Below are 21,408 nucleotides of genomic sequence, written 5' to 3' on the forward strand. Positions count from 1 at the left end.
GGAGAGGGCCCTTGCCGAGCAACACGGCGCCGAAAGCGGCAAACCACGTGACCGGCGACCAGAGCGCGGTCCTGAGCCTGCTCGCCGATCCGGCGACCTACGGCCCGGAGGTGGAGACCGTCGAACGTATCGACACCCACGGCGCCGTGGTCTTCCTGGCCGGGACGCGCGCCTACAAGATCAAGCGCGCCGTCGCCTACCCTTACATGGATTTTTCGACCCTGGAGAAGCGCCACCGCTTCTGCCTGCGCGAGCGCGAGATCAACGGACGCAGTGCGCCGGACCTCTACCTCGACGTGGTGCCGGTCACCGAAAGCGACGGCACCTTGCGCCTGGGCGGAGACGGAACGCCGGTCGAGTGGGTCCTGGTCATGCGCCGCTTCGCGCAGGACCGCCTGCTGAGCTCCCTGGCGGAAGCAGGGCGGCTGACGCCGGAGATCATGACCGCCCTGGCCGACGCCATCGCCGCCTTTCATGACAAGGCGGAGCAGCGCCGCGACCGCGCCGCCGGGACCGAGGCCATGAGCTGGGTGGTGCGCGAGAACGGCGAGGAGTTCCTCGAGCGCCAGGACCTCTTCAATCGCGGCGACGCGGAACGGCTCACCGAGGCGGCCCTGGCACAGCTCGACCGCCTGGGGCCGCTGCTGGACGACCGTGCCGAAGCCGGCCGCGTGCGGCTCTGCCACGGCGACCTGCACCTGCGCAACGTGGTGCTGCTGGATGGCGGGCCGGCCCTTTTCGACGCCATCGAGTTCAACGACGCCATCGCCTGCATCGACGTCCTCTACGACCTCGCCTTCCTGCTGATGGATCTGGACCACCGCGGTCTCAGGCCCTTCGCCAACCTGGTGCTGAACCGCTACCTGCAGCAGGCGGACACAGCGGAGGCCTTGGCCCTGCTGCCCCTCTTCCTCTCCACCCGCGCGGCGGTGCGGGCCAAGGTGGCGGCCAGTCTGGAAGCGGTCGCCGGGACGGAGCCGGTGAAGCTACAGCGCCGCGCCGAGGCCGCCGCCTACCTCCGGCGCGCCCGCGACTACCTGGCGCCGGGCAAGGCGTGCCTGGTTGCCGTCGGCGGGCTCTCGGGAACCGGCAAAACGACCCTCGCCCGCGCCCTGGCCCCGGCGCTGGGCCGCGCCCCCGGTGCCCTGCACCTGCGCAGCGACGTGCTGCGCAAGCAACTGGCCGGGGTGTCGGAGCTGGAGCGGCTCCCCGCCGAAGCCTATACCCAGGAAGCCAGCGACCGGGTCTATGCCGAGCTGCGCGACCGGGCCGCCGCCGCCCTGCAGAGCGGCCAGTCGGTCGTCGTCGACGCGGTCTTCGCCAAGCCCGCCGAGCGGGCCGCCCTGGCGCAGATCGCCGCCCGGGCGGGGGTCGCCTTTACCGGCCTCTGGCTGGACGCAACGCCCGAGACCCTGGCCGCCCGGGTGACGCAGCGCCGCGGCGACGCCTCCGACGCCGACGCCGCCGTGGTGGAACAGCAGCTCACCTACGACCTGGGGAACATCGACTGGCCGCGGCTGGACGCCGGCCGCCCGCTCGCCGAGCTGCAGGACGCCGCGGCGCGGCTGTTGTCCTCTACCTCCTGATTTCCACCGTTCATTTGCCGCTTGTTAACTTCACCGTGCGACGGTCGGAGTCAGCGCCGCACCGCCCGCCTTCCCATGCGGAAATTGCAGAGGCGGGTCGCGCAAAGGGAGCTTGCCGCCGCTGCCGCCATTCCGTAGGGAACGGCCCCGCCGGTGGAGGACCGTCTCCCGGGAACAAAGTTCGCCGTCCGCCGTCGGTTCAAGGACAGCAACGGCAGTATCAGGAGCAACGTCAGGATGACTTCCATAGCGGCAGGTAGCGATTACGCCAGCCAGGACCCCGAGGAAGCAGAGCAAGAAGAGCGGCCCCGCCCCGGCGACCTCGCCGCCCTGGCCCGCGATCTCGTGGACAAGGTCGGCATCGACGGCGCCGTCCGCTATTGCCGCAGTCTCGGTTGGCGCGGTGTCCTTGACCAGGTCGAGCTGCTGAAGCCGCCGAAGTCCTGAACCTCACGATCTGCGAAGGGCCCGACATACGAAACGCCGGCCCGCTTCGCCTGGACCACCGTAGGCAGCCCCCCGCCACAGCCGGCCGTCACCGGCACTGAGACCCTGGTCCTCGGTCTCCCCCTGAAATAAGGCAAGAACCGCTGTTGCGCACGGCCGCCCTGGCTGCAGCCAGAGGGCGCCTTGCCGTTTGCGCTTACAATTTTACCGGGAGAGAAAACAGATTTTCCCGAAAGAATAAAAAACTCACCAATAGATAAAACTCATCAACCAATACAGTACAAATTTCGTTCGTCTGTCGTTTAACTGTTCGACCGACAATTATAGCTTGATTCTCAAAAGAAAAAATAAGTAAAACGTTTACATCTTCTACTCGAATGTCCTATCAGTAAAACCACCTGCCTTACACCCTCAGGTTTCCGGCTTCGGCGCCTCCTGAGGCAAAGCACCCGTCGATGAGAGAGTACCAATGAGGTCCGAGTTCCTTCTCCAAGACAACCACTCCGAGCAAGCAGAAGAGAGCAATCTCGATGCCGCCGCCGCGGCAAGCAAGATTGCGCAAGCCAGGCCTATCCCGCAGGACGCCGGCGGCAGCTTGCAACCCTCAGCGCAGCCGGAGCTTACTGACGAGCAGATCATGCTGGTGCTGGAGGTCCTCGCGGGTGGCGCGGAGCCGTCATCGGCAACCGCGCCCGCGCCGGTCCCACAGTACGACGACGTCCTGCCCCCCCTGGCCCAGCAGGATCACGCCGACGAGCAGTTCATGCCGGCGTTGAAGCTCCTCGAAGGCGCGGAGGAACAGCCGCTGATTACGGAGGCCGCTCCCGCGCCGAGCGGCGGCGGCGCCAGCAGCTACGGCGCCGACTTCGGTGCCCTGATCACCGCAGGCCTTCAGCCGACCGCGGGCATAGCGGACACCATGGTCCCGAAAACGCTCTTCGCCACCCTCGGCCTTGGCGAAGCGGACGCCATCCTCCTGGCCGGCGATGCCCGGACGTCGGTCATCGCCGCAACTGTGCTCCCCGCAGTCGACAGCGGCAGCGACGACGGCGGCGCGGGCGGCGGCGGCCGTCCGGCTGACGACGGCTTCCCTGGTGGGAGAAGCGCCTTTGACAACAACGGCTTCTTCGCCGGCAACAGTTTCTTCTCCAGCAGCCAGGTCGGCACCGGCGGCAACAAGAACGCGGAGAACGAAGGCGATGGAACGGAAGACGGCGACGGGGCCGGCGGCGGTGACGAGGCCGGCAGCGGCGCCGAAGCGCTGTTCACGCAGCAGGCGGATTCCGTCGACTTCAACGACCTCTCGTCCGGCGACTATGTCGCCGCCTCGCAATACAACGCCCTGAACGGCAACGACTTCGTCATCCTGCCCGACGGCGCTGCCGCGGCGAGCGCATCCGGCTTCTCTCCAGGCACGCAGTTCGAAGCCGGCAACGGCAACGACACGGTTCTCGGCGGCGGCCTCGCGGACAGGATCGACGGCGGCAACGGCAAGGACGAGATCCACGGCGGCGGCGGCGATGACACCCTCTCCGGCGGCAACGGCAAGGACTGCTTCGTCTTCTCCCTGGCAAGCGACGAAGGCGACGACGTGATCCTCGACTTCGCCACCGGCAAGGGTGGCGACACGCTGCGGATCTCCGATCTCACGGACCTGAACGGCGACGAGGCGATCGACATCGACGACCTGGACGCCGGGGCTGGCACTGTCGCCGGGACAGCGGCCTCCGTGGTGATCGCCTTCGCGAGCGGCGGCGTCGTGACCCTCGACGGGCTCGACGGCACCGGCGTCAATTCCTTCGCCGACCTGCTGGATATGAAGGTGACCATCGACATTGCCTAAGCATCCTGGGCAGCCGCGCTTTCGAGGCTGCCCTCCCCACCCCCGGGCTGTCCCCTCCCTCCGAAGGGTGACGGCGCAGCCGGGCACAACCGGCCCGAGGGCGCCAGGGCAGGTCGCCTTTTTCAGGCCGCAATTGAACCTTTGGAAGGACACGGGCGACACAGGAACAAGACGCTGTCACCCGCGTCGATGATGGTGAAAAGAGCGACAACCAGAGGCGCAGTCCAATGTCACCGGCATCCAATCCTATCCGCAGCGAACCCGCATTTTCCCCTGCCCAGGGGCAGAGCGACCTCTTCAAATTGGCGCACGACCTGGTGGAAAAGGTCGGGGTCGACGGCGCCGCAAGCTACTGCCGCGGCCTCGGCTGGGGCGGCGTGCTGGCCCAGGTCGAACTGCTGCGCGGCACTCACTAGCGCCGAACCAAACCTGCCGTCCGGCGCTTCGGCGGCACTTTAGAGGCAGTCTCTCCCACTCCGGGCTACTCCCTCTGCCCGCCTTGTGGCCACAGGCCGGACAACGCAGACTGGTCCCCACGCCGAACGCGATGAGCCCTCATCGAACACCTTCTTCGGCGTGTCCGATTTTGCCTGACACTCCCTGTTTCGACGACTCCCCCGGCGCAGCCGCGCCGGGGGTTTTCTTTTCGGCTGCTCAGCCGGGGAGCTCAGTCCAGCAGGAAGCCCTCGGCGAGAGGGTCGTCCGGCTCCAGGGTGAAGCGGGCCTGGCCGTGGTAATGCGCCTGGCCGGCGACTTCCACCGTAACCGCGCGGTAGGGGCCGGCGCGGGTCTCCTCCACCGCTGTGCCGGTGAAGCGCGCGCCCGTCAGGCTCTCGAAGCGCCGCGCCTGGCCCAGGCCGATCTCGCCGCGGGTCCATTGCAAAGCCAGCCGCGCGGCGACGCCGGAGCCGGTCGGGCTGCGGTCCACCTGGCGCCCGGCGAAGACGCAGGCATTGCGCGTCGGCGCCTCGTCGTCGTAGGTGTCGCGCCCGTCGGTGAAGATGGTGCCGTAGAGGAAGGCCAGATCCATGTCGTCGGGATGGGAGAGGCGCACCTGCATCGCCGCGGCCCGGGTGATCGCCTCGCCGGCGTCGGCCAGCAGGCGCGCCGGGCAGTTGTAGAGATCCAGGCCGATGCTGTCCGCCGCGAGGACGGCGTAGAAGGCGCCGCCGTAGGCGATGTCGACCTGCAGCGGTCCCCACTCCACCGTGTCGACCACCAGTTCCCGTGCGAAGACGAAGGCAGGCACCGAGCGGAAGCTGACGGCCCCGCTGCGGCGCCCGGCTTCGGCGCTCTCCACCGCGACGCGCGCCCGTACCAGCCCGCAGGGCGTCTGGATCGCCACCTCGGTCTCCGGCTCGCGCACTTCCACCAGGCCCGAGTCCACCGCCCAGCGCCCCAGGGCCATGACGGCGTGGCCGCACATGGTGGAATAGCCCTCGCCGTGCAGGAACAGCACCGCCAGATCCGCCTCCGGATCATCCGGCTCCACCAGCACTGCCCCGTACATGTCGGCATGGCCGCGCGGCTCGTGCATCAGCAGGCGGCGAAAGGTGTCGTGGTTGGCCAGGGCGTCACGCCGCTTGTCGAGCAGGCGGCGGCCCTTCAGCTTGGGGTAGCCCGAAGTGACGATGCGCAGCGGCTCGCCGCCGGTATGCATCTCGATGGTGGTGACTTCGAAGGCGCCGGCTAGAAAAGGCGTTGAGGCCATGCTTCTTCCTGCTCGACGGCGATGGGCGCGTCGTAGAAGCCGACCCTGCGGCTCTCCTCACCGACCAGCGGACGGGCATGGCAGTCAACCTCCGCCAGGGTGCGGTAGCAGGGCCGCTCCGCATAGCTGAGGGTTGGGAAGGGCTTGGCCGCGCAGCCGGCCAGCAGCAGCGCCGCCGCGGCCGCGGCCGTCAGTACCAGGAAATTGTTGGCCACCTTGCGTTCTCCTTCTGCGAGGGTTCAAGAGAGCCTCTCACAGCATAGCCCAACCCGGGTGACGGGAGGCAAGCCCGGAAAGCGCCGGGGCGGAGTTCAAGGGATCAAGAATGAGCGAGGCGCGCCGTGCTTCCTGCGCGGCGCGCCTCCTCCCCCCAGAATCGGCTCCCCCGCGGGGGGGAAGCCGCTGGTCAGATGGCCAGGTACTGGTGACGCAGGTCCTCGTCGTCCAGCACCGCCTGGGCGGTGCCGTCGAAGACCACCTGGCCCATGTCGAGAATAATCGCCCGGTCGGCTAGGTGCAGCGCCGCGATGGCGTTCTGCTCGACGATGATGGTCGTGAGGCCGAGGGACTTGATCTCTTCGACGATCCTTTCGATTTCCTGCACGATGACGGGCGCCAGGCCCTCGTAGGGCTCGTCCAGCAGCAGCAGCTTCACGTCGCGCGCCAGGGTGCGGGCCACCGCCAGCATCTGCTGCTCGCCGCCGGAAAGCGTCACGCCTTCCTGCTTGCGGCGCTCGGCCAGGCGCGGGAAATGTTCGAAGAGGCGCTCGATGGTCCAGCCGTGCGGCTTTTCGATCTGCGCCAGCTGCAGGTTCTCCTCCACCGTCAGGCCGGGAATGATGCGCCGGTCCTCCGGCACCAGCCCGACACCGACGCGGGAAGCCTGATAGGCCTCCATCTCGTGCAGCGGCTGGTGGTCCAGCCAGACCTCGCCGTGGGTGAGCTGCGGCGCCGCAAGGCGCGCGATGGCACGCAGGGTCGAGGTCTTGCCGGCACCGTTGCGGCCCAGCAGGGCGACGATCTCGCCCTCGTGGATGTTGAAGCTGACGTCTTGGACGATGTAGCTCTCGCCGTAATAGGCCTTGAGGCCCCAAGCCGAGAAATATGCCGGCTGCGAGGCGGCGCGCGACGCCAGGGCCGCGGATTGGAATTCGCTCTGCAGACTCATAAGTGGGCCCCTCCCAGATAGGCGTCGCGCACGCGCTGGTCGCCCTTGATCTCCTCAGGCGCGCCCTCGGCGATGATGGTGCCCTGGGCCATGACCGAGATACGGTGCGCCAGCGAGAACACCACGTGCATGTCGTGCTCGATCACGATCTTGGTGATACCGCGCTCGCCGATGCGCTTCAGCAGGTCGATGGTGTCATTGGTGTCGCCGCGCGACATGCCGGCAGTCGGCTCGTCGAGCAGCAGCAGCTTGGGGTCCTGCACCAGGCACATGGCCAGTTCCAGGCGCCGCTTGTCGCCGCGCGACAGGAAGTCGGCCTTCATGTCCTTCTTGTCGATCAGGTTAACGTCTTCCAGAAGATGCTCGGCCTTCTCGGTGATCTCGGCCTGGTGGTCCACCCGGTCCCAGCCGTTCAGCTTGAAGGCACCATCGCGCGTCGCCAGGGTCGGGATCATGACGTTCTCCACCAGGGTCAGATCGCCGAAGATCTCCGGCGTCTGAAACACGCGGCAGACACCGGCCTGGTTGATCTCGTGCGGCGCCAGACCCAGCAGCGAAGTGCCGTTGAAGTCGACGCTGCCGGTGTCGGGCTCCAAACGCCCGACGAAGCAGTTCAGCAGGGTCGACTTGCCGGCGCCGTTGGGCCCGATGATGGCGTGCACGCTGCCCTCTTCCACCGTCAGGTTGACGTCGTTGAGGGCGCGCAGGCCGGCGAAGTTCTTATGAACGCCTTTGACTTGAAGAATGCTCATCGCGGCCCCCTCACTCGGCGGAATGCGGTTGCTGGACCGCGGCCGGCGCGGTGTCGTCCGGTCGCCGGCGGACCAGGCTGACCAGCTTATTCAGCCCTTCGATCACGCCACCCGGCATGAAGATGACGATCAGCATGAAGACCGCGCCGAGAGTCAGGTGCCAGCCTTCGCCGACGAAGAGGCCGAGCACGCTGGCAACCGGTTCGGCCAGCCAGTCGGGCAGGAAGTCGAAGGCGCTGAGCAGCGCCGCCTCGTGGAACGACGAGAAGATATTCTCGAAGTACTTGATGATGGCCGCGCCCAGGACCGGCCCCAGCAGCGTGCCGGCGCCGCCCAGAATGGTCATGAGCACGACCTCGCCGGAGGCTGTCCACTGCATGCGCTCGGCGCCCGCCAGCGGGTCGGTCACCGCCATCAGCGAGCCGGCCAGACCCGCATACATGCCGGAGATGACGAAAGCCGCCAGGGTATAGGGCCGCGTGTTGACGCCGATGTAGTTGAGCCGGTTCTGGTTCGACTTGATCGCCGAGAGCATCATGCCGAAGGGCGAGCGCGCGATGCGCAGAGCGATAATGAAGCCGATGATCAGCAGGATGGCGCAGAAGTAAAAGCCCGTGTAGCCCTGCATCTCGAAGCCGAAGAGATTCGTCACCGGCAGACCCGCTTCAGGCACCACGCCTAGAGCTTGGTCGATGACCCGCGGGTCTTGCTGGCGCAGTTGCAGGCCGGTCTCGCCATTGGTGATAGGCGTGAGGACCGAGTAGGCCAAGTTGTACGACATCTGCGCGAAGGCCAGCGTCAGGATCGAGAAGTAGATGCCCGAGCGGCGCAGGCTGATGAATCCGATCAGCGCCGCGAAGATGCCGGCCATCAGAGTGCCGAAGATGACCGCCGGGATGACGTTCATGGTCAGCAGCTTGAACGACCACACCGCCGTGTAGGAGCCGACGCCCAGGAAGGCGGCGTGGCCGAAGGAGAGGTAGCCGGTGAAGCCGAAGAGGATGTTGAAGCCGATGGCGAAGAGCCCGAAGATTGCGAACTTCTGCATCAGATCTGGATAGGCTGCCCCGATCGGCTGAAGCCAGATCGGCATGGTCAGCACCGCCACCGAAAAGAGGGCGCTCAGGATAATGTCCTGCCGTGCGTTCTGTGACTGCATGTCAGCTCTCCATCACACCCTTGCGGCCCAGCAGGCCACGCGGGCGAACCAGCAGGATGACCACGGCGACCAGATAGATGATGATCTGGTCGATGCCGGGAATAATCGCTTTGACTTCAGTCATCGAGGCGAAGGACTGCAGGATGCCCAGCAGGAAGCCGGCGGTGACCGCGCCGGGCAGCGAGCCCATGCCACCTACCACGACGACGACGAAGGACAGCACCAGGAAGTCCATGCCCATGTGATAGTCCGGCGGCAGGATGGGCGTGTACATCACACCGGCAAGGCCGGCCACCACCGCGGCGATGCCGAAGACGATCGTGAAGCGGCGCTCGATATTGATGCCGAGCAGCCCGACGGTCTCGCGGTCCTGCATGCCCGCGCGCACCACCATGCCGAAGGTCGTGAACTGCAGGAAGGCGAAGACCAGGCCGATGACGACCAGCGAGAAGGCGAGATAGACCAGACGCCACCAGGGATAGACCACACCCTGGCCGAGCCCGAAGAGCAGGCCGATGTCGGCGCTGCCGGCGACCACGTCGGGCGGTGGCTGAGGAATGGGGTTCGCGCCGAAAATCGCCTTGATGATTTCCTGCAGTACGATCGCCAGGCCGAAGGTGACCAGGATCTGCTCGGCGTGGCTGCGCTTGTAGAAGAACCGGATCAGGCCGCGCTCCATGGCGAGGCCGATCAACAGCATGACCGGAATGGCGAGAATAATGGCCAGCGGCACCGAATAGTCGATGATCGTGTCACCGAAGTCGCCGAACCAGATCTTCAGGTAGGGCACTTCCTTGTAAGCGTCGAAGAAGGTGACGCTTTCGTCCTTGATCCGCTTGGACAGCGTCAGGAGCTGCTGCAGGCTAACCGCGCAGAAGGCGCCCAACATGAAGAGCGCACCGTGAGCGAAGTTCACAACGCCCAGGGTGCCGAAGATCAATGTCAGCCCGAGAGCGATGAGGGCATAGGCCCCACCCTTGTCCAGGCCGTTCAGGATTTGCAGTAAGATTGCGTCCATAGCGAATCACCCATTGTCTTGTTCCCTCCCCGGCGGGCAGCTGCCGAAGAGGGAACAAGATACAGTGCATGCCGACTGCCTTGGAGGGCAGCCGGCACGCACAACTTTCAACGCTACTTAAGCCTCGTAGGGGCCGAGCTCGCCGCCGAAGATCGACGGATCGTACTCGACCTGGCTGCGCGGCACTTCCTGCACCACTTCCAGCAGGTCAAACTGGCTGGTCGGGTTCTGGTTGCCACGCACCACCAGCACATCCTTGAAGCACTGGTGATCCTCGGCGCGGTACAGCGTCTTGCCGTTGCCCATGCCGTCGAACTCGAAGCCTTCCAGAGCCTTGATGACTTCCGGCGGATAGAAGGTGCCGGCGGTCTCGCAAGCGTTGGCGTAGAGCAGCGCCTGCACGTAGCAGGTGTGCGCGGCCTGCGACGGCGGGAAGCCGTACTCCTGACCGAAGGACTTCACGAAGGCCTGAGAGCCCGCGTCCTGCAGCGACCAGTTCCAGTTGGTCGAACCGAGGATGCCCTTGATGTTCTCGCCCGCGCCCTGCGCCATGAGGCGGGAGAACAGCGGAACCACGATCTCGAAGTTCTTGCCGTTCGCCTGCTTGTCGCGCAGACCGAACTGAACCGCCTGGGTCAGGGAGTTGACCATGTCCTTGCCGTAGTGGTTCAGGATCAGCACGTCGGCGCCGGAGTTCAGCACCGGCGTGATGTACTGCGAGAAGTCACCGGCGCCCAGCGGGGTCTTGACCGCCGCAACGGTCTCCCAGCCCAGGCCTTCGGTGGTGTTCTTGATCGACTCTTCCTGGGTCCAGCCCCAGGTGTAGTCGGCGGTCAGGTGATAGGCGCGGCGGTCGGCGCCCATCTCCTTCTCCAGCACCGGGCCGAGCGCGGCGCCCGACATATAGGCGTTGAAGAAGTGACGGAAACCGTAGCGGCGCTTGTCCTTGCCGGTGGTGTCATTGGAGTGCGTCAGGCCGCACATGAAGACGATGCCCATCTCCTGCGCCAGCGACTGCTGGGCAATGGCGACGCCGGAGGACGAGCCGCCGGAGTACATGATGACACCGTCCTTCTCGATCATGCGGCGGGCCGAAGCGCGGGCCGCGTCGGACTTGGTCTGGGTGTCACCGGTCACGTAGGTGACCTTCTTGCCCAGGATGCCGTTACCCTTGAGCGCCTTCGGCGTCATGGTGTTCAGCATGCCGCCGTCACCTTCGCCGTTGATGTGCTTCACCGCCAGCTGATAGGCGCGCAGCTCGTCCGCACCCTCGTCGGCGTAGGCGCCGGTCTGCGGCACATTGAAGCCGAAAGGCACGGTGGCATTGCTGCCCGGATTGTTACGGAATTCGGCGCCGAAAGCGTGACGCACGAAAACCGTCGGCGCCATCGCGGCGCCGGTCAGAGCCGCGCCGCCCTTCAGCACCGTACGACGGCTAAAGCCATTGGGAAATTTGACCATACTATTCCTCCCAGTTTCTTCTTCTTGGGTGGCCCGCCAGAGGTTTCCGGTGGGCGGAGCGCGGGGCTAACGCGCAACTATTCCGTAAAGAGAAGTACCCGAGTTTAGTCAATGCTACAATAAGTCATTGTTCTTCATGATATTTTCTGTAAAAATGACCCATCGATAAAATTCGATCTTGTCAAAAGTTTACATTGCGGCGCACAAAAATCCGCGAATTGAGAGGCTTAAGCCATGGCCACCCCCCTCATCGGGCTGAAAATCCGGGACCGCCGCAAGGAGATCGGCCTGACCCAGACCGAGCTGGCCGGACGTATCGGCATCTCGGTCTCCTACCTGAACCTCATCGAGCACAACAAACGCAGCATCGGCGGCCGCCTCCTGCAGCAGATCGCCGAGGAACTGGACGTCGGCCTGGAGGTTCTGGACGGCGCCACCGAGCGCCGCCTGGTCAGCGATCTCAACGAAGTGCTGGCCGACCCGCTGTTCGACCGGCTGCGCCTCGACCCGGGCAGTACCGGCGACCTGGTCGGCCGCCATCCCGGCTGGGCCCAGGCGCTGATCACCCTGCATCGCGCCTTCCTGGACCGATCCCAGGCCATGCACGCCCTCGCCGACCGCCTGAACCAGGACCCCTTTCTGGGTGACGCCATCCACCGCATCCTCACCAACGTCTCGGCGATCCGTTCGATCTCGGAGATCCTGACCTCGGTGGAAGACGTCGATGCCGAGCAGCAGCACCGCTTCCACACCATCCTCTCCGAGGAGAGCGCCCGCCTGTCGAGCGCCGCCCAGGGGCTGTCGACCTTCTTCGACAAGGCGCACACGGCGACGCGCTCGACCACCCCGGCCGAGGAGGTCGATGACTTCGTCCTGGAGAACGGCAACCACTTCCCGATCCTGGAGGAAGCCGCCGGGCGGCTGCGCCTGCGCCTGGGCGAGACTCCGCGTGTCATGGAGGAGCGCATGCTGGAGGCGCTGGCCGAGGATCACGGCCTGCGCATCACCCGCGCCGCGCCAGAGAACGAGGCGCACTACGCCTCGCGCGCGCCGCTGCGCTACAGCCCGCACAACAAGCGCCTGCTGCTGCTGGACAGCGCCCCCGCCGCCAGCCGCCGCTTCGCCGTGGCGCGCCTGCTGGCGCGGCTCAGCTTCGCCGGCGAGGTCGAAGGTATCATCTCCGCCAGCGCCACGCTGACCACCCCGGCGGCGCGCGAGAGGGCGGCCATCGCGCTGCAGTCCTACTGCGCCGGGGCGGCCCTTATGCCCTATGACCGCTTTCTGGAAGATGCCGTCAAGGCGCGCTACGACATCGACCTGCTGCGGCGGGCCTACAGCACCAGCGTGGAGCAGGTCTGCCACCGTCTGGTGACGCTGCGCCGGCCCGGCAGCGAGGGCCTTCCCTTCGCCTTCCTGCGTTCTGACCCCGCCGGCTATGTGACCAAGCGCTTTCCCCTGCCCAACCTGCCGCTGCCGCGCTATGGCGGTACCTGCCCGCTGTGGGCGGTCTACCGGGCCTTCCAGATGCCGGAGACGGTGGTCAGCCAGCTTGCCGAGTTCCCCAGCGGCGACCGTTTCCTCTTCGTTGCCCGGGCCGTGGCCAAGGGCGACGCCGCTTACGGCCAGCCACGCCACCTGCTGTCGATCATGCTGGCCTGCGAGGCGCTCTACGCCGACCAGACGGTTTACGGCGACCGCCTCGACCTCTCCGCAGCGGCACCAGCCGACCGGGTGGGCGCCACCTGTCGCCTCTGCGCGCGCGACGATTGCCCGCAGCGCCAGGAAGATGTGATCATCAAATCGCAGTCCGCCGGTCGCGGCGGGCCTGGCCTGGCCGCCGAGTAACCACGCCCGGAAGGGCGCAGACGAATGTTGCCCCCGCCGGCCGCGGCCTGTGCTACATCAGGGCCGAGGCCCCGGCAGGCGCGTCAGGGGGCGGAACGTAATAATAAAGATGCAGGGGCCGCAAAAAGGCACTGCCAAGTCTGGGGAAGTTGTGTCGATGCGTGTGATGATCGTCGAGGACGAGCCGAATATCGTCGAGTCCTTGAGCTTCGTATTCAGCCGGGAAGGCTGGCAGGTAGCCGCGGCGCTGGACGGCGACACCGCCATCGAACGTCTGCTCAGCGAGCCGCCGGACGTCCTGGTGCTGGACGTGATGATTCCGCCGCACAGCGGCTTCGAGGTGCTGAAGCGGGTACGCAGCGAGGCGTCCCTGAAAGCCCTGCCGGTCCTGGTGCTCACCGCCAAGGGCCAGGAGCAGGACCGCCACACGGCGCTGCGTCTCGGCGCCGACGCCTTCGTCACCAAGCCCTTCTCCAACCGCGATATCGTGCAGCACGTACGCGAACTGGCGGGCGTCAACGGCTCCGCCGCAGAGCCGCCGGGCAGCGGCGTCTAGATCTATCTTGATTGGTTGGAGCAACCTGTCCGCGTCCGCCCGGACGCCGGTTGCTCTAGGCGCGCGCCCGCCCGGCTCCGCCTACGGCCCCGCGGCGGCGGGCCGGCAGTCCCAGCATCAGGTTGGCCGGCACCGCCACAGCCATCTGGCGCGGCGGCGGCAGGTCGAGGCCGGCCATGAGCTCGATATAGGCCTCCCGCGAGCCGACGTTGAGGCGCGGGTTCAGCGCCCGCTCCTCGGCAATGCTGCTGATCTTGCGTCCCTTGTAGTCGTGTCCGGGATAGACCAGCGTCTCCTCCGGCAAGTGCAGCAGCTTGCCGTGCAGGGAGTCGTACTGCGCGCCGGCGTCGCCGTCCTCAAAATCGGTGCGACCGGTGCCGTGGATCAGCAGTGTGTCGCCGGTCAGTACGAAGTCCGCCGCCACGAAGCAGAATGAATCGGCCGTATGGCCCGGCGTGTGCAGGGCGCGGAGCTTGAGGCCGTCGACGTCGATGACCTCCTCGTCCTGCAGCCTGAGGTCGACGAGTTCGCAGCGCGTGGGAGCGCCCATCATGGTGGTGCAGCCGGTCCGCCGGCGCAGGCCGCCCAGCGCGGTGACGTGGTCGGCGTGCAAATGCGTGTCGACGGCCTTGACCAGCCTCAGGTCCAGCCTCGCGAGGCGATCCAGATAGAGGTCCATCTGATCGCGCAGCGGGTCGACCAGCAGGGCCTCGCCGCCCCGGCGTCGCGCGATCAGATAGCTGAAGCTGCAGGTAACCGGTTCAAAATATTGCTGGAAGATCATGGATCCCTCCTGTCTGGCTTGCGGCGACAGCTGCGGCCGCCCTGGCCCGGCGGCAGCGCCGGGCCAGGGTGCCGGAAAGACGCGGGCTAACCTTTCTTGCCCGCCGCAACCGACTTCGGCAGGTCGTCGGCCAGACCCCACTCCGCCCAGGAGCGGTCGTAGCTGCGCACCCGCGGGTAGCCCAGCAGGCGCAGCGTGAAGTAGGTGTGGGCGGCGGCTTTGCCGTTCTGGCAGTGCACGGCGACGTTCTTGTCCGGCGTCACGCCGCGGGACGCGAAATGCAGGTTGAGCTCCGTCGCGGGGCGCATTGTGCCGTCCTGCGCCAGGTTCAGCTTCCAGGGGATGGACTTGGCCCAGGGAATGTGGCCGGCCTGGTAGAGCTTCTCCGGCCGCACGTCGATGACCACGACCGAGGCGTCGTCGCGGCGGTCCAGCAGCCAGTCCGCCGTAGCCAGGCGCCGCGGCATGGGCGTGAAAGAAAAGGCCTTGGCCGCGACTTCGGGCTCCAGGGTGCTGACGCTGCGCCCCTCGGCCTGCCACTTCGGGAAGCCGCCGTTCAGCACGCTGGCCTGGCGGTGCCCGAAGTACTCGAGCAGCCAGAACAGCCGGGCCGCGTGAAAGCCGCCCTTGTCGTCATAGAAGACGACGGGCGTTTCCTTATCGATGCCGCGCCAGCCCAGCATCTGGGTCAGGACCTCCGGCATCAGCAGGCTACCCTCGACGGCGCTGTCGGGATCGATCACGTCGTCTGCACCCAGGTGGACGGCGCCGGGGATGTGGCCGGCGTCATAGGCTTCGCGCGGCCGCACGTCGACGACACGCACCTGCTCCGCCGCGATCATCTTGGCAAGATCGCCGGTGCCGGTCAGCAGATGCGAATTGGCGTAGTCTTGGGCCGCCACGGGGCCGGCGCAGGCGCCGAGCCCCATCGCGACCAGCGCCAGGGCGAGGCCCCGGCGCAGCTTTTTCAGGTTCATGATGATGCTTTCCTTTTCAGCTATGCCGGGGCGCCGGTCAGACCGGCGCGGCGACGATGCGCAGGTAGGGCTTGGGCGCGTGCCAGCCGTCGGGGAACTTCTTGCGCGCGTCGTCGTCGGACAGCGCCGGTACGATGATCACGTCCTCGCCCCGCTTCCAGTTCACAGGGGTCGCCACCGCGTGATTGGCGGTGAGCTGGAGAGAGTCGACGACGCGAAGCACCTCGTCGAAATTGCGGCCGGTGCTCATCGGATAGGTCAGCATCAGCTTGATCTTCTTGTCGGGGCCGATGACGAAAACCGTCCGGACCGTGGCGTTGTCCACCGCCGTCCGGCCCTTCGACGTCTCGCCGGCCCCGGCCGGCAGCATGTCGTAGAGCTTCGCGACCTGCAGGTCGCTGTCACCGATCAGCGGGTAATTGAGCGCCTGTCCCTGGGTCTCCTCGATGTCAGCCAGCCAGCGCCGGTGATCCTCGACGGGATCGATGCTGAGCCCGACCACCTTCACGTTGCGCTTTTCGAACTCCGGCTTCAGCCGGGCCATGTAGCCCAACTCGGTGGTGCAGACCGGCGTGAAATCCTTGGGGTGGGAAAAGAGGATGGCCCAACTGTCACCGATCCACTCGTGGAAGCGGATCGTGCCTTCGGTGCTTTCGGCCGTGAAGTCGGGGGCCGTCTCGCCTAGTCGTAACGCCATAATGCTTTCCTTCTTGCTTTCAGGTTGCTTGCTGCGGGCAGGGGAGCGCAGACGCCGGCGGCAGCCTGCGGTCCGGGGCCGGAGACTAGGCGGCGCCGGCGCCGGAAAACCTGAGGAAATCAGAAAGAAATTGTGAAACCCGGCGCACCACCCCCTCCGCGCCGCGCACTACCTCTCAGGTGTGGCCACTTCACAGACTTGTGACCCGGAGTGGTGAGAAAGCGCTGCGGTGAAATCCGGCTGAAACAATGCCTCACCAAGATACGCGCCCCAAAGGACAGCCGACTTTGGGAGGTTCAATGGAAAGAGATCGTGAATTTCCGGGGCGCAGGTTCCGCCTCGGCGATGCCCTGGTGGATCCGGCCACACGGACCATCACCGGAAAAAGCGGCCCGCGCCGCGTCTCACCTAAAGCCATGCGGGTGCTCACGGCCCTCGCCGCCGCGGCGGGCAACGTCGTGACGCGCGACGACCTGCTGGACCGGGTCTGGTCCGAGGTGACGGTGGGCGAGGAAGTGCTGACCCAGGCCATCGCCGAACTGCGCCGCGCCCTCTGCGACACGGCGCGGGCGCCGCGCTGCATCGAGACGGTGCACAAGTCCGGTTACCGCCTGCTGCTGGCGGCGCAGACCTGTGACGCCGTGGAACCGGCGCCCGACCTGGCGACACTGCTGCGCGCCGAGGTGCAGGGCTTCGATCTCAGCGCCTATGCGCTTCACCTGCAGTCCTGCCGGGCCTTCGACTGCGGCGGCAGCATAAACATCTACGCCGCCGCCCAGGGCTTCGGTGAAGTGATCCGCGCGCAGCCCGGCTTCGCGCCGGCCTACGCGGGCCTTGCCCGCTCCCTGGCCTTCATCGACATGTACTACGGACCGCGCGGGGACCATCTGGCGCGGGCGCTCGAAGCCTGCGAGGCGGGCTTGCGCGTCGATCCCCAGTCCCACGAGGTGCTGGCCGCCCAGGGCACCGCCTTCTCCGCCGCGGGGGATGGGCAGCGCGCCTTTGCCAGCTTCGCGGCGGCGCTGCGCCGCCGGCCGGACTGCGGCCCCACCCACTACCTGCTGGGCCGTGCCCTCTTCGCCGAAGGCGAGTTCCATTCCGCCGCGGTGATGCAGGAGCATGCCGCGCAGCTGAACCCGGACGACTTTCATTCCCTGCTGCTGGCCGCCAAGTCGCGCCGGCGGATCGGCGACGAGCGCGGCGCCTACGCGGACCTGGTGCGCGCCGAGCAGCGGATCGACCAGCACCTGCTGGCCTATCCGGATGATTTCCGGGCGCTCTGCGACAAGGCCTGCTGCCTGATCGAGCTGGGTCAGAAGGACGTGGCGCTCGAGAGCGCGACGTCGCTGCTGCAACACCACGACCCCATGGGCTACTACCTCGTCTGCTTCCTGGCGCGTGCCGGCGAGGTGCCGCAGGCCATCGAGGTCCTGGAGGAGATCGTCGAAGCAGGCTGGTCGCACGCGCCGGTGCTGCGCAACGACCCGGACATAGATCCGCTACGCGGCGAGCTGCGCTTCCGCCGTGTCGAACAGCGTCTTCAGGCCGGTTAGCCGGCTAGAGGAGCTTCCACTCGCCGCTGGGAACCTTGCAGCGATCGAAGATGTAGCGGAAGGGATTGGCGACATCCTTGACCTTGATGTCGTGCTGCAGGCGCCGGCAGGGCAGGCCCTTGTGCTCGAAGGTGCCGATCAGCTGCACCGAGCCGGTGTTGCCCGACTTCGGATTCGACCAGGTTTCCACCGTGCCCACAGGAACGGACTCATCGATGTAGAGCTTCTGTGCGGCACCCTTGACCATTTCGATGTCTTCGGGTGAAAGCTCGAAGCCAGCCCGGGTGAAGGGGTTGAGCTGTGCCTGGACCGGGGCTCCCAGGGCTGCCAGCACAACGGCGGCCGCGAAGCCTCTCATAATGAACTTTTTCACGCCCTGCACCCTCCGATATCCTCGCGAAACAGACAGCTTGTCGCTGCGGGGAGTTTACACGATGCCGCGCGCAAATCCACGGGGCTCCTGCCCCTTTTTTGGGAGACCGCCGCTCCTTGAATACGCTCCGCGAAGCGGCCGCGTCAGCCCTTCGGCCCGGCGATGAGCCAGATGATCAGGCCCAGCAGCGGCAGGATGAGAATCAGGACGATCCAGAGGACCTTGGCGCCGGTCGAAGCGCCGCTCTGGACGGTCTTCACGATGGCCCAGATGTCGGCCACCAGCAGCAGGAGGCCGAATATTCCACCGACTTCAATACCCATTTTTCGTCTCTTTTCTGCTCGTCAAATATCCAAGATGACATGTGGGGCCAGCGGCGCAAATGCAATGGTTGCACCCAAAAGCGTCACACTTGCCGCCGAACGTCCGGAGTTCGCGGAATTCCGACTTTCTACGCCTTAAAGAGGCCGTCCAGGCGGCGCCGCGCGTCCGCGGCCAGCGCCGTGGCGGCGGCCTTTTCGTCGTCGCGCAGAGGGGCGCTCCCGGCCGCCTCCGCCTGGTGCAGGACTTCCTCCTCCCGGGTCCGGCAGTCCGCCAGCAGCGCGTCCTCGCCGTCCTCGGCCAGGGCCGCCTTGCCGCGCGCCAGGGCCGCCTGCAGCAGGCTGCGCTCCTCCGGCGGACCTTCGGGGATATCGTCTTCGGCGATCATACGCTTGCCAAAGAAATCGGCTTCGCGATTGCGCTGTTCGGCCAGGTCCCGCAAGGACTCTGCGCGGGGGTCCTCCGCCATCGCCTCGGCCACCAGATCGCAGTGGCTCGCCGAGGCCCGGCAGGCCTCGACCAGGTCGTGCAAGGCGACCAGGCGTTCGTCACGCAGGATGCTCAATCCTCGCCTCCTCCCTCTGCGCCGGCCGCACGCGGCGGGGCGAAAACCTCGACGGCGCCGGGCAGCACCTCGAAGACCACCGGCGTCATGCCGTCCAACTCGCCGTCCACATTGACGGCGCGCGGACGCCGGGTGCGCAGCTCGACCCGCTTGGCCCGCTTCACTTCCGCTTCCGGCGCACGGCGCAACCAGCCGAAACGCAGGGCCGGCAGGACCCACAGCATGGCGAGCAGGCCCGCCGGCCGCAAGTAGTAGACCCGCAGCCAGCCGTCGTCGATCTCCGCCTCTTCGTCGATGGTCATGCCGCCGCCGTAGTGGCGTCCATTGCCGACGGCCACCTGAATGCAGTGGCACTCCAGCGACTTACCGTCGATCACCAGTTCGGCGCGGAACGGCCGGTGACGGCGGAAGGCCTGCCAGGCGCTCAAGGGATAGCTCAGCACGCCCAGGCGCTCTTTGCGCTCGCCCTCGTGCTCGCGCGCCACCTCGGCGCTGAGGCCGACGCTGGCGACGTTGAAGAAGGGCCGCCTGTCGACGAGACCCAGGTCGATGCGGCGTGTCCGCCCCGCCACGATCACCTCCGCCGCCTGGGCGGTATCGAAGGGAATGTCGAGGGTGCGGGCAAGGTCGTTGGCGGTGCCCAGCGGCAAGATCCCGAAGGGCCGCTCCAGCCCCATGAGGGCCGGCGCCGCCGCGCTCATGGTGCCGTCGCCGCCGGCGAGAATCACTGTGCTGGCGCCGCTGTCGCGGATCCGCCGGCGCAGATCCTCGACGCTGTCGGGCGCTTCCAGGGTGACGTTAAAGCCACCCGCTTCCAGGCGCGCCAGCGCCGGCTCCAGCGTACTGTCGTCGCCGCCGCTGTTTTTGTTGGTCAGCACCAGGGCCGAGCGGTCAGCCTCTGCCAAGTCTCGTCCCACCGCGTCTCACGCGCGGGCCGTAAAGAGCGCGACGGCGCCCTGCAGCCGCAGTTCGACATCGTCGAAGTAGGCGCTCAGCGCCGCGCGCAGCCCCTCCGGGTCGTCCTCCGCATTCCCGAAAATGCCCTTGCTGTTGTAGAGAGCCATGAGCCGCCGGCCCAGCGCGTTGTGCGGCACGCCGCGCCCCAGGATGGTGCTGCCGAAAACGCGGGCGCCGGGATTGAGCAGCGGCTTCAGGTTGGCGAAGGCCGCCGCCTTGCGCGCCATCGGTCCGGGCAGGCAGTGCAGCAGGAAGGTGATGCCGAGGGAATCGAAGGGTTCGACCGGCAGGTCGATGGGCGCCAGCACGTCGGCCTGGTAGGTCTCAGGTCGATAGCGCGCGACCCGCTGCGCCGCCGTTTCCAGGCACAGCGGGTTGAGGTCCAGCAGTCCCAGGCGCGGCTGGGCCACCGGGAAGCGGCAGGCATCCAGGTAGTAGCCGGTGGCGACGCCGACATCCAGGTGGTTGGCGCTGACATTGGCGTCGTAGACCGCCAGCATCTCCGAAGACGGGCAGCGCCAGAAGCAGCGGCTGGAGAGCCCCAGCACCAGGGCGTCGTAGATCCTGAGGCTGAACGGGGTATAGGCCGCCTGCCCCGCCCAGGTATCGCTCTGCGCCGAAACGGCGTGCGGTTGGGTCATGCGGTCAGGCCCGGACATCGACCACGACGCGGCCGCGCACCTGGCCCTTCAGGATGTCGCCGCCCAGCGTCAGCAGGTCGGCCAGCTTGGCGTCGTTGATCATGCCGTCCAACTTGTCCATGGGCAGCTCGTGCACAAGGCGGGCCCAGGCTTCCCTGCGCTCGGGCGGCGGCGACAGCACGGAATCGATGCCCAGCAGGTTAACCCCGCGCAGCAGGAAGGGGATCACCGTGGTCTCCAGCTTATTGCCGCCGGCCAGCCCCACGGAGGCGACCGAGCCGCGGTAGGCGATCTGCGGCAGCACGCAGGCCAGGGTCGCCCCGCCGACGGCATCGATGCAGCCCTGCCAGCGCTCCTTGTCCAGCGGGCGGCCGCTGGGCTCGGCGATCTCCTGCCGGTCGATGAGAGTCGCGGCGCCCAGGTCCTTCAGATAGGCGTGGGTCTCCGCCCGCCCGGTGGAGGCCGCCACGTGGTAGCCGAGCTTCGCCAGCACCGCGACGGCGACCGAGCCGACGCCGCCGGCGGCGCCGGTCACCAGCACCTCACCCTTGTCCGGGGAAGCGCCATGGGCCTCGAGCGCCATGATCGCCAGCATGGCGGTGAACCCGGCGGTGCCGATGGCCATGGCGCGTTTTGTCGTCAGTCCCTCGGGCAGCGGCACCAGCCAGTCGCCCTTCACGCGGGCCTTCTCGGCATAGCCGCCCCAGTGGTGCTCACCGACCCGCCAGCCGGTGAGGATCACCTTGTCGCCGGGCTTGTAGTCGGGGTGCGAGCTCTCTTCGACGGTCCCGGCGAAGTCGACGCCGGGCACATGCGGATAGCTGCGCACCAGGCGGCCGAGGCCGTTCAGCACCATGCCGTCCTTGTAGTTCAGCGTCGAATATTCGACGGCGACGGTGACGTCGCCCTCGGGGAGTTGAGACTCCTCCAGCTCGGTGAGCCCGGCTGAAACCTTACCGTCGCTTTCCTCCAGGAGGATCGCCTTGAACATCGT

Annotated in this window: 23 protein-coding genes; 7 read left to right on the forward strand and 16 right to left on the reverse strand. The window is 67.0% G+C overall.

The window, feature by feature from the left end:
* Positions 1 to 11 precede the first annotated feature (11 nt).
* The 4 genes from H7X47_RS18060 (at position 12) to H7X47_RS18075 (ending at position 4,292) form a co-directional block, all read left to right on the forward strand.
* Entirely contained in the window at positions 12 to 1,586 is a 1,575-nt protein-coding gene (locus tag H7X47_RS18060) for a bifunctional aminoglycoside phosphotransferase/ATP-binding protein (protein ID WP_227010595.1), read from the forward strand.
* A 237-nt stretch (positions 1,587 to 1,823) separates the two neighbouring features.
* Positions 1,824 to 2,033: a hypothetical protein gene (locus H7X47_RS18065; protein WP_193370125.1), complete on the forward strand. Its 210-nt coding sequence runs from the start codon at positions 1,824 to 1,826 to the stop codon at positions 2,031 to 2,033.
* Positions 2,034 to 2,628: 595 nt separating this feature from the next.
* Positions 2,629 to 3,876: a calcium-binding protein gene (locus tag H7X47_RS18070; protein ID WP_193370126.1), complete on the forward strand. Its 1,248-nt coding sequence runs from the start codon at positions 2,629 to 2,631 to the stop codon at positions 3,874 to 3,876.
* A gap of 227 nt (positions 3,877 to 4,103) precedes the next feature.
* Positions 4,104 to 4,292, forward strand: a complete 189-nt coding sequence (locus tag H7X47_RS18075; protein WP_193370127.1) for a hypothetical protein — start codon at positions 4,104 to 4,106, stop codon at positions 4,290 to 4,292.
* Between the two features lie 251 nt (positions 4,293 to 4,543).
* Here the strand turns inward: H7X47_RS18075 and H7X47_RS18080 are convergent, their stop codons facing one another.
* From H7X47_RS18080 to H7X47_RS18110, 7 genes are all read right to left on the reverse strand, one after another.
* Positions 4,544 to 5,587 carry a proline racemase family protein gene (locus H7X47_RS18080; RefSeq protein WP_227010596.1) on the reverse strand — a complete coding sequence of 348 codons (1,044 nt, stop codon included), beginning with the start codon at positions 5,585 to 5,587 and terminating at the stop codon, positions 4,544 to 4,546.
* The gene (locus H7X47_RS18085) at positions 5,566 to 5,802 is read right to left on the reverse strand and encodes a hypothetical protein (protein ID WP_193370128.1); all 237 of its coding nucleotides are present in this window, start codon (positions 5,800 to 5,802) and stop codon (positions 5,566 to 5,568) included. The genes H7X47_RS18080 and H7X47_RS18085 overlap by 22 nt, the downstream gene beginning before the upstream one ends.
* A gap of 191 nt (positions 5,803 to 5,993) precedes the next feature.
* Positions 5,994 to 6,755, reverse strand: a complete 762-nt coding sequence (locus H7X47_RS18090; RefSeq protein WP_193370129.1) for an ABC transporter ATP-binding protein — start codon at positions 6,753 to 6,755, stop codon at positions 5,994 to 5,996.
* Positions 6,752 to 7,507: an ABC transporter ATP-binding protein gene (locus H7X47_RS18095; RefSeq protein ID WP_193370130.1), complete on the reverse strand. Its 756-nt coding sequence runs from the start codon at positions 7,505 to 7,507 to the stop codon at positions 6,752 to 6,754. The genes H7X47_RS18090 and H7X47_RS18095 overlap by 4 nt, the downstream gene beginning before the upstream one ends.
* Positions 7,508 to 7,517: 10 nt before the next feature.
* Positions 7,518 to 8,666, reverse strand: a complete 1,149-nt coding sequence (locus H7X47_RS18100) for a branched-chain amino acid ABC transporter permease (protein ID WP_193370131.1) — start codon at positions 8,664 to 8,666, stop codon at positions 7,518 to 7,520.
* Between the two features lies 1 nt (position 8,667).
* Complete coding sequence (locus H7X47_RS18105) at positions 8,668 to 9,684, reverse strand: branched-chain amino acid ABC transporter permease (protein WP_193370132.1); 1,017 nt, start codon at positions 9,682 to 9,684, stop codon at positions 8,668 to 8,670.
* Between the two features lie 117 nt (positions 9,685 to 9,801).
* Positions 9,802 to 11,145: a substrate-binding protein gene (locus tag H7X47_RS18110; RefSeq protein ID WP_193370133.1), complete on the reverse strand. Its 1,344-nt coding sequence runs from the start codon at positions 11,143 to 11,145 to the stop codon at positions 9,802 to 9,804.
* Positions 11,146 to 11,379: 234 nt separating this feature from the next.
* Between H7X47_RS18110 and H7X47_RS18115 the strand changes: the two genes are divergently transcribed.
* Together H7X47_RS18115 and H7X47_RS18120 are read left to right on the forward strand one after the other, a co-directional pair.
* Positions 11,380 to 12,990 (forward strand): helix-turn-helix domain-containing protein, encoded by a 1,611-nt coding sequence (locus H7X47_RS18115; RefSeq protein ID WP_193370134.1) that lies wholly within the window; start codon positions 11,380 to 11,382, stop codon positions 12,988 to 12,990.
* A gap of 157 nt (positions 12,991 to 13,147) precedes the next feature.
* Positions 13,148 to 13,546 (forward strand): response regulator transcription factor, encoded by a 399-nt coding sequence (locus H7X47_RS18120; protein ID WP_227010597.1) that lies wholly within the window; start codon positions 13,148 to 13,150, stop codon positions 13,544 to 13,546.
* A 55-nt stretch (positions 13,547 to 13,601) separates the two neighbouring features.
* Here the strand turns inward: H7X47_RS18120 and H7X47_RS18125 are convergent, their stop codons facing one another.
* From H7X47_RS18125 to H7X47_RS18135, 3 genes are all read right to left on the reverse strand, one after another.
* Positions 13,602 to 14,330, reverse strand: a complete 729-nt coding sequence (locus tag H7X47_RS18125) for an MBL fold metallo-hydrolase (RefSeq protein ID WP_193370136.1) — start codon at positions 14,328 to 14,330, stop codon at positions 13,602 to 13,604.
* An 86-nt stretch (positions 14,331 to 14,416) separates the two neighbouring features.
* Positions 14,417 to 15,307 (reverse strand): sulfurtransferase, encoded by an 891-nt coding sequence (locus tag H7X47_RS18130; RefSeq protein WP_193370137.1) that lies wholly within the window; start codon positions 15,305 to 15,307, stop codon positions 14,417 to 14,419.
* A gap of 37 nt (positions 15,308 to 15,344) precedes the next feature.
* Positions 15,345 to 16,004 carry a peroxiredoxin gene (locus H7X47_RS18135; RefSeq protein ID WP_193370139.1) on the reverse strand — a complete coding sequence of 220 codons (660 nt, stop codon included), beginning with the start codon at positions 16,002 to 16,004 and terminating at the stop codon, positions 15,345 to 15,347.
* 299 nt (positions 16,005 to 16,303) lie between these two features.
* Here H7X47_RS18135 and H7X47_RS18140 point away from each other — a divergent pair, with 299 nt between their 5' ends.
* A complete protein-coding gene (locus tag H7X47_RS18140) occupies positions 16,304 to 17,557 on the forward strand; it encodes a winged helix-turn-helix domain-containing protein (protein WP_193370140.1) in 1,254 nt (417 codons plus the stop codon).
* Between the two features lie 4 nt (positions 17,558 to 17,561).
* On the opposite strand, the gene H7X47_RS18145 is transcribed toward H7X47_RS18140, so the two are convergent.
* From H7X47_RS18145 to acuI, 6 genes are all read right to left on the reverse strand, one after another.
* A complete protein-coding gene (locus H7X47_RS18145; RefSeq protein ID WP_193370141.1) occupies positions 17,562 to 17,930 on the reverse strand; it encodes a hypothetical protein in 369 nt (122 codons plus the stop codon).
* 143 nt (positions 17,931 to 18,073) lie between these two features.
* Complete coding sequence (locus tag H7X47_RS18150; RefSeq protein ID WP_193370143.1) at positions 18,074 to 18,253, reverse strand: PLDc N-terminal domain-containing protein; 180 nt, start codon at positions 18,251 to 18,253, stop codon at positions 18,074 to 18,076.
* Positions 18,254 to 18,381: 128 nt separating this feature from the next.
* Positions 18,382 to 18,816 carry a hypothetical protein gene (locus tag H7X47_RS18155; protein ID WP_193370145.1) on the reverse strand — a complete coding sequence of 145 codons (435 nt, stop codon included), beginning with the start codon at positions 18,814 to 18,816 and terminating at the stop codon, positions 18,382 to 18,384.
* Positions 18,813 to 19,721, reverse strand: coding sequence for a lipid kinase (locus tag H7X47_RS18160; RefSeq protein WP_193370146.1), 909 nt, complete (start codon positions 19,719 to 19,721; stop codon positions 18,813 to 18,815). Before H7X47_RS18160 ends, H7X47_RS18155 begins: the two co-directional genes overlap by 4 nt.
* An 18-nt stretch (positions 19,722 to 19,739) precedes the next feature.
* The gene (locus H7X47_RS18165) at positions 19,740 to 20,414 is read right to left on the reverse strand and encodes a class I SAM-dependent methyltransferase (protein WP_193370148.1); all 675 of its coding nucleotides are present in this window, start codon (positions 20,412 to 20,414) and stop codon (positions 19,740 to 19,742) included.
* A gap of 4 nt (positions 20,415 to 20,418) precedes the next feature.
* A complete protein-coding gene (acuI, locus tag H7X47_RS18170) occupies positions 20,419 to 21,405 on the reverse strand; it encodes an acrylyl-CoA reductase (NADPH) (protein WP_193370150.1) in 987 nt (328 codons plus the stop codon).
* Positions 21,406 to 21,408: the final 3 nt, after the last annotated feature.

Origin of the sequence: Pelagibius marinus (assembly GCF_014925385.1) — a bacterium.
Lineage (GTDB): Bacteria > Pseudomonadota > Alphaproteobacteria > Kiloniellales > Kiloniellaceae > Pelagibius > Pelagibius marinus.

Excerpts from the sequence above, each read along its gene's own strand:
- H7X47_RS18065 (WP_193370125.1), top strand. The coding sequence starts at position 1,824 with ATGACTTCCATAGCGGCAGGTAGCGATTACGCCAGCCAGGACCCCGAG.
- H7X47_RS18075 (WP_193370127.1), top strand. The coding sequence starts at position 4,104 with ATGTCACCGGCATCCAATCCTATCCGCAGCGAACCCGCATTTTCCCCT.
- H7X47_RS18080 (WP_227010596.1), bottom strand. The coding sequence starts at position 5,587 with ATGGCCTCAACGCCTTTTCTAGCCGGCGCCTTCGAAGTCACCACCATC.
- H7X47_RS18090 (WP_193370129.1), bottom strand. The coding sequence starts at position 6,755 with ATGAGTCTGCAGAGCGAATTCCAATCCGCGGCCCTGGCGTCGCGCGCC.
- H7X47_RS18095 (WP_193370130.1), bottom strand. The coding sequence starts at position 7,507 with ATGAGCATTCTTCAAGTCAAAGGCGTTCATAAGAACTTCGCCGGCCTG.
- H7X47_RS18100 (WP_193370131.1), bottom strand. The coding sequence starts at position 8,666 with ATGCAGTCACAGAACGCACGGCAGGACATTATCCTGAGCGCCCTCTTT.
- H7X47_RS18105 (WP_193370132.1), bottom strand. The coding sequence starts at position 9,684 with ATGGACGCAATCTTACTGCAAATCCTGAACGGCCTGGACAAGGGTGGG.
- H7X47_RS18110 (WP_193370133.1), bottom strand. The coding sequence starts at position 11,145 with ATGGTCAAATTTCCCAATGGCTTTAGCCGTCGTACGGTGCTGAAGGGC.
- H7X47_RS18115 (WP_193370134.1), top strand. The coding sequence starts at position 11,380 with ATGGCCACCCCCCTCATCGGGCTGAAAATCCGGGACCGCCGCAAGGAG.
- H7X47_RS18120 (WP_227010597.1), top strand. The coding sequence starts at position 13,148 with ATGCGTGTGATGATCGTCGAGGACGAGCCGAATATCGTCGAGTCCTTG.
- H7X47_RS18125 (WP_193370136.1), bottom strand. The coding sequence starts at position 14,330 with ATGATCTTCCAGCAATATTTTGAACCGGTTACCTGCAGCTTCAGCTAT.
- H7X47_RS18130 (WP_193370137.1), bottom strand. The coding sequence starts at position 15,307 with ATGAACCTGAAAAAGCTGCGCCGGGGCCTCGCCCTGGCGCTGGTCGCG.
- H7X47_RS18135 (WP_193370139.1), bottom strand. The coding sequence starts at position 16,004 with ATGGCGTTACGACTAGGCGAGACGGCCCCCGACTTCACGGCCGAAAGC.
- H7X47_RS18140 (WP_193370140.1), top strand. The coding sequence starts at position 16,304 with ATGGAAAGAGATCGTGAATTTCCGGGGCGCAGGTTCCGCCTCGGCGAT.
- H7X47_RS18150 (WP_193370143.1), bottom strand. The coding sequence starts at position 18,253 with ATGGGTATTGAAGTCGGTGGAATATTCGGCCTCCTGCTGCTGGTGGCC.
- H7X47_RS18165 (WP_193370148.1), bottom strand. The coding sequence starts at position 20,414 with ATGACCCAACCGCACGCCGTTTCGGCGCAGAGCGATACCTGGGCGGGG.
- acuI (WP_193370150.1), bottom strand. The coding sequence starts at position 21,405 with ATGTTCAAGGCGATCCTCCTGGAGGAAAGCGACGGTAAGGTTTCAGCC.